Origin of the sequence: Patulibacter sp. NPDC049589 (genome assembly GCF_040675535.1) — a bacterium.
Classification (GTDB): domain Bacteria; phylum Actinomycetota; class Thermoleophilia; order Solirubrobacterales; family Solirubrobacteraceae; genus Patulibacter.
In genome coordinates, this window is record NZ_JBFAPC010000190.1 from 1 (window position 1) to 9,655 (window position 9,655).

At 75.2% G+C, this 9,655-nt stretch carries 10 protein-coding genes; 5 read left to right on the forward strand and 5 right to left on the reverse strand.

The window, feature by feature from the left end:
- Positions 1–90 precede the first annotated feature (90 nt).
- Together AB0L40_RS24040 and AB0L40_RS24045 are read right to left on the reverse strand one after the other, a co-directional pair.
- The gene (locus AB0L40_RS24040) at positions 91–1,332 is read right to left on the reverse strand and encodes an aminopeptidase (protein WP_364360691.1); all 1,242 of its coding nucleotides are present in this window, start codon (positions 1,330–1,332) and stop codon (positions 91–93) included.
- A gap of 125 nt (positions 1,333–1,457) precedes the next feature.
- Positions 1,458–1,892, reverse strand: a complete 435-nt coding sequence (locus tag AB0L40_RS24045; protein ID WP_364360693.1) for an Ohr family peroxiredoxin — start codon at positions 1,890–1,892, stop codon at positions 1,458–1,460.
- Between the two features lie 198 nt (positions 1,893–2,090).
- Between AB0L40_RS24045 and AB0L40_RS24050 the strand changes: the two genes are divergently transcribed.
- Entirely contained in the window at positions 2,091–2,765 is a 675-nt protein-coding gene (locus tag AB0L40_RS24050; RefSeq protein WP_364360695.1) for a metal-dependent transcriptional regulator, read from the forward strand.
- The gene (locus AB0L40_RS24055) at positions 2,762–4,651 is read left to right on the forward strand and encodes a glycosyltransferase family 39 protein (protein ID WP_364360697.1); all 1,890 of its coding nucleotides are present in this window, start codon (positions 2,762–2,764) and stop codon (positions 4,649–4,651) included. The genes AB0L40_RS24050 and AB0L40_RS24055 overlap by 4 nt, the downstream gene beginning before the upstream one ends.
- Before the next feature lie 3 nt (positions 4,652–4,654).
- Here AB0L40_RS24055 and AB0L40_RS24060 read toward each other — a convergent pair whose 3' ends face one another.
- Positions 4,655–5,215, reverse strand: coding sequence for a helix-turn-helix domain-containing protein (locus AB0L40_RS24060; protein ID WP_364360699.1), 561 nt, complete (start codon positions 5,213–5,215; stop codon positions 4,655–4,657).
- Between the two features lie 42 nt (positions 5,216–5,257).
- Between AB0L40_RS24060 and AB0L40_RS24065 the strand changes: the two genes are divergently transcribed.
- Positions 5,258–5,800, forward strand: coding sequence for an N-acetyltransferase family protein (locus AB0L40_RS24065; RefSeq protein WP_364360701.1), 543 nt, complete (start codon positions 5,258–5,260; stop codon positions 5,798–5,800).
- Positions 5,801–5,884: 84 nt separating this feature from the next.
- Here AB0L40_RS24065 and AB0L40_RS24070 read toward each other — a convergent pair whose 3' ends face one another.
- The gene (locus tag AB0L40_RS24070; RefSeq protein ID WP_364360703.1) at positions 5,885–6,520 is read right to left on the reverse strand and encodes a helix-turn-helix domain-containing protein; all 636 of its coding nucleotides are present in this window, start codon (positions 6,518–6,520) and stop codon (positions 5,885–5,887) included.
- A 95-nt stretch (positions 6,521–6,615) separates the two neighbouring features.
- On the opposite strand from AB0L40_RS24070, the gene AB0L40_RS24075 reads away from it, so the two are divergent.
- Positions 6,616–8,280, forward strand: a complete 1,665-nt coding sequence (locus tag AB0L40_RS24075) for an MFS transporter (RefSeq protein ID WP_364360705.1) — start codon at positions 6,616–6,618, stop codon at positions 8,278–8,280.
- 19 nt (positions 8,281–8,299) lie between these two features.
- Here AB0L40_RS24075 and AB0L40_RS24080 read toward each other — a convergent pair whose 3' ends face one another.
- Entirely contained in the window at positions 8,300–8,953 is a 654-nt protein-coding gene (locus AB0L40_RS24080; RefSeq protein WP_364360707.1) for a class I SAM-dependent methyltransferase, read from the reverse strand.
- A gap of 235 nt (positions 8,954–9,188) precedes the next feature.
- Between AB0L40_RS24080 and AB0L40_RS24085 the strand changes: the two genes are divergently transcribed.
- Positions 9,189–9,542, forward strand: a complete 354-nt coding sequence (locus AB0L40_RS24085; protein ID WP_364360709.1) for a hypothetical protein — start codon at positions 9,189–9,191, stop codon at positions 9,540–9,542.
- Positions 9,543–9,655: the final 113 nt, after the last annotated feature.

A 9,655-nucleotide genomic window follows, 5' to 3' on the forward strand; every position in this document is an offset into this window, starting at 1 on the left:
GGGCCTCGGGACCGCCTGCCGGGCGGACCCCGTCGCGCTTCGGCCTGCCACCATCACCGCCGCGCCAACACCCCGTTGATCAGTGGATCCCTAGAGCTTCCAGGCCCCCTGGACGAGCACCGGCGTCTCGGCGCCGGCGGCATCCAGGCCGATCGCGGTGACCTCGGGCGAGCCGACCATGAAGTCGACGTGGATCGCGGAGCGGTTGGCGCGCGCGTGGTCGGCCTCGTCGTCCAAGCACATCGTGTAGGCGGAGCCGAGCGCGAGGTGGCTGGCGGCGTTCTCGTCCAGGAGCGTCTCGTGGAAGACGGTGCCGGTCTGGCCCACGCGGCCGTCGCCGTCGACGAGCGCGAGCTCGCCGAGCCGCCGGGCGCCCTCGTCCCGGGCGATCCAGCCGCGCAGGACCTCGACGCCGGCGCTGGCGTCCGCCCGCACGACCTCGCCGCCGCGGAACTCGACCTCGATCCCGTCCACGGTCGTGCCGCCGAGGGTCAGCGGCTTCGTCGCGCGCACGACGCCGTCGACGCGGGTCGGGTCCGGCGTCGTGAAGACCTCCTCCGTCGGCACGTTGGCCTGGTGGGAGATGCCGCCGACGGTGTCCATGCCCGCGGCGATGAAGATCGACGACGGCAGCAGCCCGACGGTGAGGTCGGTGTTCGGGCCGACGAGGCGGATCGCGTCGAAGCGCCGCTCGTTGAGCTTGGCGGCGTGGGCGCGCAGCTCGGCCGCGCGGGCCTGCCAGGCGGCGACCGGGTCGCCCTCGAGCCGCAGCACCGTGACGATGTCGGCCTCGAGCCGACGGAGCGCCTCGGCGGGATCGAGGTCGGGGAAGACCAGCCCGGCCCAGCCGGCGTTCGGCGCGGGGACGACGGTCCAGTTGAGCTCGCGGCGGTTGATCACGCCCGCGGTCTCGCGCAGCGACGGGAGCTGGTCCTTGCCCACCCGTGCGGGGTCGATGCCGGAGAACACGCCGGGCCGCACCTGGCCGACGAGGGAGATGTTCGCGGCGCGGGCCTCGCCCAGCGCGGTCATCCGGGCGCCGAGCCACGGGGGGACGACCTCGAGCGTGTCCTCGGCGGCGTGCTCGAGCCGGGCGCGCTTGATCAGCGGGTCGAACCAGGCGACGTCGACGTAGGACGCGCCGGCGCGGTAGGCCTCGGCGGCGATCGCGCGCACCAGCGGCTCGTGGCCGCCGACCTGGCCGCCGACCGCGACGACCTGGCCGGGCTGGACGTTGGCGCCCACGCGCACGGCGAGGGCGGCGAGCCGCTCGAGCAGCCCGGCGTCGGGCTGGAGCGGGTCGGGCACGTTGGGGGCGGCGGCAGCGGTCACCCGGGGGACGCTACCGCGCACGGGTCGCGGGATCGCGGGGACCGGTGGCGGGGCGGTCCGGGTTCGCCGGAACGGTTCGGGAGAACCCGGGCGGGAGACGCGGGGCCCGCCGGCCCCGCGGGGGCCTACGCCTCGACGGCCTGCCCGTTGGCGGTCAGCGTCGTCGGCACGTTGCCGCGCGTCGCCTTGGAGTACGGGCAGACCTGGTGGGCGTCGTGGACGATCTTCTTGGCGGTCTCGTCATCGACGCCCGGGAGGGTGACCGCGAGCGTCGCCTGCAGGCCGAGGCCGCCCTCGCCCTTGCCGATCTCGACGGTCGCGTCGATGGAGACGTCCGACACGTCCGTGTCGCCGGCCACGCCGCCGATCGCGCCCTCGAAGCAGGCCGCCCAGCCGACGGCGAACAGCTGCTCGGGGTTGGTCCCGTCGCCGCCCTTGCCGCCGAGGCCCTCGGGGATGTCGAGCTGGACGTCGAGCCGGCCGTCGTCGGTCTTGCCGCCGCCGGCGCGGCCGCCGGTGACGGTGGCGTGGGCGGCGTAGACGGGCTTGAAGCTGGCCATGGGTGCTCCTCGGATTCGCGGGTGCGGGTCGGGACGACCGTATCGGGACGCGGGTCCCGCCTCGTCTGGGCCGGGTGCTCCCGTAGGCTGCGCCCCATGGCCTCCGCCTCGGCGCCGCCGGGTGGGCGGCGCGGAATCGGTCGAGGGGGGCGGCCCTCCCGGTTCGCCGATGGGGGCCGCTCCCGTAGGCTGCCGCCCATGGCCTCCGCCTCGGCGCCGCCCCCCTCGACCGCGGTCGAGGACTACCTCAAGGCCGTCTTCGCGCTGGAGACCCGGCTCGGCGGCGCGGTGCCGACGACGGCGCTGGCGGGCCGGCTGGGGATCACGCCGGGGTCGGTCTCGGCGATGCTGCGGCGCCTGGCGGAGCTCGGCCTGCTGCAGCACGAGCCCTACCGCGGCGTGCTGCTGACGGAGCAGGGCCGCAAGGTCGCGCTGCGCACGGTCCGCAACCACCGGCTGCTGGAGCTCTTCCTGGTCGAGGTGCTCGAGGTCCCGTGGGACCGCGTCCACGACGAGGCCGAGCGGCTCGAGCACGCGGTCTCCGACGACCTCGTCGAGCGGATCGCCGCGAAGCTCGGCCAGCCGGCGTTCGACCCGCACGGCGACCCGATCCCCGACCGCGAGCTCGAGCTGGCGGAGCAGTCCACCCGCAGCCTCGACGACCTCGACGTCGGCGACGACGCCCCGTTCGTCCGGGTCTCCGACACCGACCCGGCGATGCTGCGGTACCTGGCCGAGCGCGGGATCGTCCCGGGCGTCCGCCTGACGCTCGTGGACCGCCAGCCGTTCGGGGGCCCGTTGACGGTCCGCCTGGACGACGCCGAGCACGCGCTGGGCCCGGAGCTCGCCGCCGCGATGCGCGTGGCGAGTTGAGCGGGCGAGCACCACGCACGCGCCCCTGGCGCGACGTCCCGGCCTGGGAGCTGTGGCTGCTCGGCGGGATCGTCCTCGTCGCCCTGCTCCTGCGCGTCTGGAACCTCGGCCAGAACCTGCCGCTCGTCTACAACATCGACGAGTCCGCCCGGTTCGTCCCGGACGCGGCGGGGTTCTTCCACCAGCGCCTCGGCTACCGCGAGCTCGTCAACCCGCCGGGGATGATGGGCCTCCTGGGGATCGTCGACCAGGTCTGGTTCCGGCCCCAGGGGATGTCGCCGAGCGAGGCGCTGGCGAAGGACCCGGGGCAGGCGTACCTGCTCGGCCGCGTCGTCGTGGCGCTGGTCTCCGTCGCCGCGATCCCCGTGCTCCACGCGGCCGCCCGACGGCTCGTCGGCCGCACGGCGGCGCTCGTCGCGTCGGGCCTCCTGGCCGTCGCGTTCCTGCCGGTGGCCTACTCGCGGGTGGCGCTCGCGGACGGTCCCACGCTGCTGTTCGTCGCGATGGGCCTGCTCGCGGCCGCCTGGCTGCTGCAGGACGATCCGGCGCGCCGTCGCGGGCTGATCCTGGCCGGGATCGCGGTCGGCCTGGCGGCGGGCTTCAAGTACAACGCCGGCATCGTGGTCCTGGCGCCGATCGCCGCGCTCGTGCTGCGGACCGGGACGACGGGCTGGCCCCACGCGATCCGCCGCGGCGTGCTGATGGGCGTCGTCGCGATCGTCGCGTTCGTCGTCTCCAACCCCTACGTCTTCATCGACCCGCACGAGGTCTGGCGGGCGATCCAGTACCAGGCCGACTGGTCGGGGAGCGGGCGCTACGTCGGCGAGCCGATGACCAACGGCTTCGCCTTCTACACATGGGCCGCGGGGTGGGGCGTCGGCTGGGCGCCGCTCGTCGCGGCCGTGATCGGCTCGGCGCTGCTGGCCTGGCGCCGGTGGCGGATCGCGGTGGTCCTGCTGCCGCTCGTCGCCGGCTACCTGCTGGTCATGGGCCCGCAGGACCGCTTCTTCGCCCGCTGGCTGCTGCCGATCGTGCCGGTCCTCGCGATCGCCGCCGGCTTCGCGGTCAGTGAGCTGGTGGGGCTGCTGCGGCGTGGGGTCGCGGTGCGGAACCCGGCAGCCGCTTCGGACGAGGACGACGCGACGCTGGCGCCCGCGCGGCGTCGCGAGGCGGGGCCCGCCGATCGCGGCCGCCCCCTCCGAATCGCGCTGGCGACGCTCCTCGCCGTCGGCCTCGGCGCGCAGTCCTTCGCCCACAGCGCGCACACCGCGCACGTCGTCGGCCGCGACGACACCCGCACGATCGCGCGCGGCTGGATGGAGGACCACATCCCGCCGAAGGCCGGCGTCGTCGTCGAGTCGATGTCGCCCGGCGCGTGGACGCCGACCTTCGACGGCGCGCACGCGTTCTACAGCCTGACCCGCTGGTCGATCTACCACACGATCCCGGCCGTCCAGCGCCGCGACCGCAAGGAGCACCCGCAGCTCAGGATCAAGGCCGGCTTCTCGTCCTGGGTGCGGATCCTCTACCCCGAGCTGATCGACGAGTTCGAGCGCTACGGCTACTGCTGGGTCGTCACGGGCAGCTACCAGGCGGGTCGCGCGGGCCGGACGCCGGGCCTCGTCCCCGAGGCCGGCCGCTACTACCGCGAGCTGACGCGCCGGGCCGACCTCGTGTGGCAGGTCTCGCCGTTCTCGCCCGACGCCGGGCCCAAGCGCCTGCCGTACGGCCCGACGGCGGCGCCGGTGAAGTACCAGATCGACCGCCAGGCGACGACCTACGAGCTCGCGTACGAGCGTCCCGGCCCGATGGTCTCGGTCTACCGCCTGCGCGGCGGCCGCTGCGCCGCGCCGGATCCGGTCGTGCCGAACGCCCCCTGGGGCTGAGCCTCACGCGCGCCGCGCCAGGGCGACGAGGTAGCGGCACGACTCGTCCGTGACGTTGCAGAAGACGCAGGCCGACGGCGGCCCGAGCTGCAGGCAGTCCCCGGGGCCGAGGTCGTGGTCGACGGCGCCCTCGCGGAAGACCAGCCGGCCGTCGAGGACCCAGATCTGCTGGTGCAGGAAGGCGTACGTGTCGGCCGCGTAGGCGACCTCGGCGCCGGCCGGCAGCGACACCTCGACGAGCTCGAGCGGGCCGCCGGCGGCGGGGGAGACCGCGCGCCGCACGTAGCCGCTGCCGGGATCGGTCCAGACGGGCTGCTGCTCCGCGCGAGCGAGGCGGCGGTCGTCGTCGCCCTCGGCGCGGGCGATGAGCTCCGAGAGCGTCAGGCCGAGCGCGCCCGAGAGCCGGCCGAGCAGCGCCGCGGTCGGCTGGGCCTCGCCGCGCTCGATCTTGCCGACCATCGCCCGGGAGACGCCGGAGCGCTCGGCGAGGGCCACGGCGGAGAGGCCGTGGGAGACCCGGGCGTCCCGGACGGCGGCGGCCAGCGCGCTGCTGAAGTCGTCCATGGGTGTAGACTATAATGGCAAGTGTCGCTACCATGGTGCCGCATGAGCCCCGACCGCACCGCCCCTCGGGTGCGCGACGCGACGACCGCCGACGCCGCCGCGTGTGCCGCCGTCTACGCCCCGTACGTGCGCGACACCGCGATCACGTTCGAGACGACGCCGCCGACCGCCGAGGAGATGGCGGGGCGGATCGCGGCGGCGCTCGCGACGCACGCGTGGCTCGTGGCGGAGGACGACGACGGCCGCGTCCTCGGCTACGCGTACGGCGGCCGGTTCGCGGCGCGGCCGGCGTACCGCTGGGCGTGCGAGGTCAGCGTCTACCTCGAGGTCGGTCGCCGCCGGACGGGGGCCGGCCGGGCGCTCTACGCGGCGCTGCTCGAGCGGCTCGCGGCGCGCGGCTTCCGGACGGTCCTCGCGGGGATGACCGTCCCGAACGACGCCAGCGCCGGCCTGCACCGCGCGATGGGCTTCGAGCCCGCCGGCCTCTACCGGCAGGTCGGCTGGAAGCACGGCGCCTGGCACGACGTCCAGTGGCTGCAGCGCGCACCGTTCCCGGGCGACGACCCGCCCGTCGAGCCGCGCTGAGGTCGCCGGGCGGGTCGGGTCGCGCCGGGCGCCACGCCGCCGCCGGGCGTCGAGCCCCGGCTCCGCGCTCCGCCGACCCGGGCGTCAGTCCCGCGCCGGCCCGAGCGCCCCGCGCACGGTCGCCGCGAGCATCGGCCGGAGCTCGTCGACCGTCCCGGCGCCGAGGCGCACGTGCTGCGCGGCCATCATCGTCAGGCCGTGGACGACGTCCATCATCCACGGCACGGTGAGGTCCGTCCGCAGCTCGCCGCGGGCCTGCGCCTCCGCGAGGTAGGACTCCAGCGGCTCGGTGCCGTGCTCGGCGGACAGGGCCTCCAGCTGCTCCGCCTCGAGCTCGCGGTGCACGCCCAGGAAGCGGTAGCGCTCGCCGATGTCGGCGAACTCCGCCGTGAGGGCGACGACGACCTCGAGCCCGTCACCGTCGCCGGCCGCCCACGCGGCCCGGCCCTCGGCGACGAACCGCTCGGCGATCTCGTGAGCCTCCTCGAAGACGCGCCGGAACAGCGCGCGGACGAGGTCGTCGCGCTGGGGGAAGTGCCGGTAGACCGTCGTGCGCCCGACGCCCGACGCCTCCGCGATCTCGCGCATGCTGGCGTCCGGGCGCTCCGACAGGACCCGCACCGCGGCGGCGACGACGAGGTCGCGGTTGCGGCGCGCGTCGGCGCGGAGCGGCGCCGGAGCGCCGTCCGGCGCCGCCGGGTCGATGGGGCTATCGCTCACGGGCACCGGGTGTAAGCGGAACACTGTTGTACCGTTTCTCTCCCGCGGCGTCCGTGCGTCGCCGCGCGCCGCCCTCCATCGTCCACGAGTCCTCCATGAGCGCATCCTCCCCGACCGCCACGCCCGGCGCGACCACACCCTCCGGCCGCGAGCAGCGCGACGCCCGAAGGGCCAAGGCCCAGGGCAACCCGTGGCTGACGCTCGTCGCCGTCGCCCTCGGCGTGATGATGGTCGGCCTCGACGGCACCGTGGTCGGCGTCGCGAACCCGACCATCGCCGCGGACCTCGACGCGTCCCTGTCGGGGCTGCAGTGGGTCACCAACGGCTACCTGCTCGCCCTGGCGGTGCTGCTGATCCTCGGCGGCAAGCTCGGCGACCGCTTCGGCCGCAAGAAGGTCTTCGTCATCGGCATCGCGGGCTTCGCGCTGACGTCGCTGGGCTGCGCGCTGTCGCCGGACATCGGGACGCTGATCGTCTTCCGCGTCCTGCAGGGCGTCGCCGGCGCGCTCCTGATGCCCAACACGCTGGCGCTGATCCGCTCGGCGTTCCCGCCGGCCGAGCTCAACCGCGCCGTCGGCATCTGGGGCGGCAGCTCCGCGCTCGCCGTCGCGTCGGGCCCGATCATCGGCGGCCTGCTCGTCGAGCACGTGTCCTGGGAGTCGATCTTCCTGCTGAACCTGCCGCTCGGCCTGCTGGCGATGGTCGTCGCGCTGGCGTGGGTGAAGGAGTCCAAGGACGAGGGGCACACGGGCTCGTTCGACGTCCCCGGCGTCGGGTTGCTCTCCGGCGGCCTGTTCCTCGTCGTCTGGGCGCTGATCAAGGCGCAGGACAAGGGCTGGGGCTCCGCCTACGTCCTGCTGTTCGCGCTCGCCGGCGTCGTCGTCCTCGGCCTCTTCGTGCTGCGCGAGCACCGCGCGGAAGACCCGCTGCTGCCGCTGGACATCTTCCGCGAGCGGTCGGTCTGGGCGGGCACGCTGCTGGTCGTCGTCGGCTTCTTCGCGCTCTTCGGCGTCCTCTTCTTCATCGGGCTCTACCTGCAGAACACGCACGGCTACAGCCCGGTCCAGACCGGCGTCCGGATGCTGCCGTTGACCGCGATGTTCGTCGTCTCCGCACCTCTGGGCGGCTGGATGACGGAGACGTACGGCCCGCGGCCGCCGCTGATCCTCGGGATGGTGCTGCTCGTCGTCGCGTTCTTCGGGCTCTCGCAGCTGGAGGTCGACACGAGCTACAACGGCCAGTGGCCGTACTTCCTGATCATCGGCCTGTCGTTCGGCCTCGTGATCGTCTCCACGACGCAGGCGATCCTCGGCAACGTGCCGGTCGAGCGCGGCGGCGTCGCGGGCGGCCTGCAGTCCACGGCGCAGCAGCTCGGCGGCGTCCTGGGCACGGCGGTCTTCGGCTCGATCATCGCGTCGAAGGTCACCTCGTCCCTGGGCGACGAGCTGGCGTCCCGCAACGTCCCCGGGCCGGTCGCGGCGATCGTCGACAAGGCCGGCGAGCTCGTCTCGCAGGGCGTCTCGCCGGTCGACGCCGAGAAGGCCCCGCAGTCGCTGATCGCCGGCATCGCGCAGGCGTCGGGCGGCACGCCGTCGCCGCAGCTGACCGCCTCGATCCGCGACGCGTCCTACGCGACCTTCATCGACGGCCTCCACGCCGCGATGTACGTCGGCGTCGGCCTGGCCGTCGTCGCCGCGGTCCTCGGCCTGCTGGTCTCGCGGGGCCGGGAGCTCGAGGACGACGAGGTCGCCGGGGCGTAGGCCCGCGTCGTCCGGGCGCCTACCGCCGGCGGAAGCGCACGACGCTGTCGGGGCGCGTGGCCGGGCGTCCGTCGGGGTCGGTGATCTCGCGCTGCACGTCGGCGCGGCGGTCGACCGTCCAGGCGTCGCCAGGCAGGTCCAGGGCGGCGATCAGGGTCGCCGCGTCGGGCATCTCCTCGGCCGGCGGCCCCACCGTCGCCCACGAGGGGATGCCGGAGTGCCCGACGACCAAGAGCGCCCCGCCGGGCGCGACGCGGTCCGCGGCCGCCCGCAGGACGTCGACGCGGGCCAGGCCCACGGGCGACTGCGTGTAGCTCGAGAGCACGAGGTCGAACGAGCCCTCGGGCACGCCCGCCCCGAGGTCGTGCTGCCGCCACCGCACGCGGTCCGCGACCCCTGCCGCGTCGGCCCGCTCCGCGGCCAGGCGGAGCGCGTTCTCGGAGAGGTCGACCGCCAGCACCGTCCAGCCGCGCCGCGCGAGCCAGATCGCGTCGGCGCCCTGCCCGGACCCGAGCTCGAGCGCCGTGCCCGGCGCCAGGTCGTCGAGGTGGTCGAGGGCCAGCGCGTTGGGGTTGCCGCGGAACCGCTCCCGCTGCCGCTCGTAGTGGGACTCCCAGAACTCGCGGGGGTCGTCGGCGGGGGCGGGGTCGTGGGCGTGGGACGACGTCGTCATCGGGCTCTCCGGTCGGGCCGCGGGGGCGGCCGGTCCCGGGAGCGTGGCCCGCCGGGAGCGGGGCGGCAAGCCGATGTGCCGGAACGGCAACGGGGCGCGGCCGGGGCCGTGCCGGGTCGGGGTCGCGTGTCGCGTCCGGGGCCGGGGCGGGCGTGCCTCCCGCGACCGACGCGGACGGCGGGCCGGCGCGGGAATCGGCCGCGACGCGGCTCCCTACCGCCGGTAGGGTGGGCGCATGCCGCCGATCGAGCGCCTCTTCGGACCGATGTTCATCACGGCCGGGATCCTGCACTTCGCGATCCCGAAGCCGTTTGAGTCGATCGTCCCCGACTACCTGCCGGCCCACAAGGAGCTCGTGCAGCTCTCCGGCGTCGTCGAGGGCGTCGCGGGCGCGGCGACGATGGTTCCCCGGACGCGCCGCTTCGGCCGCTTGCTGTCGGTCGCCACGCTGATCGGCGTCTTCCCGTCGAACGTCAACATGGCGCTGCACCCCGAGCGCTACCCGCAGGTCCCCGGCGGCCGCGCGGCGCTGATCGCCCGCCTGCCGCTGCAGGGCCTCCTGATCTGGTGGGCCGCGAAGGCCGAGTAGGGCGACCCCGGTGGGCCGTCGGGCGACGGAGCGCCCGCCCCGCCCCGGGCGGGCGCCGCCGGGGTAGCGACGGGACTTCGGCATGCCGGTGCCGTAGAGCCACATCAACGTGT

Excerpts from the sequence above, each read along its gene's own strand:
- AB0L40_RS24085 (WP_364360709.1), top strand. The coding sequence starts at position 9,189 with ATGCCGCCGATCGAGCGCCTCTTCGGACCGATGTTCATCACGGCCGGG.
- AB0L40_RS24065 (WP_364360701.1), top strand. The coding sequence starts at position 5,258 with ATGAGCCCCGACCGCACCGCCCCTCGGGTGCGCGACGCGACGACCGCC.
- AB0L40_RS24045 (WP_364360693.1), bottom strand. The coding sequence starts at position 1,892 with ATGGCCAGCTTCAAGCCCGTCTACGCCGCCCACGCCACCGTCACCGGC.
- AB0L40_RS24050 (WP_364360695.1), top strand. The coding sequence starts at position 2,091 with ATGGCCTCCGCCTCGGCGCCGCCCCCCTCGACCGCGGTCGAGGACTAC.
- AB0L40_RS24075 (WP_364360705.1), top strand. The coding sequence starts at position 6,616 with ATGAGCGCATCCTCCCCGACCGCCACGCCCGGCGCGACCACACCCTCC.
- AB0L40_RS24080 (WP_364360707.1), bottom strand. The coding sequence starts at position 8,953 with ATGACGACGTCGTCCCACGCCCACGACCCCGCCCCCGCCGACGACCCC.
- AB0L40_RS24060 (WP_364360699.1), bottom strand. The coding sequence starts at position 5,215 with ATGGACGACTTCAGCAGCGCGCTGGCCGCCGCCGTCCGGGACGCCCGG.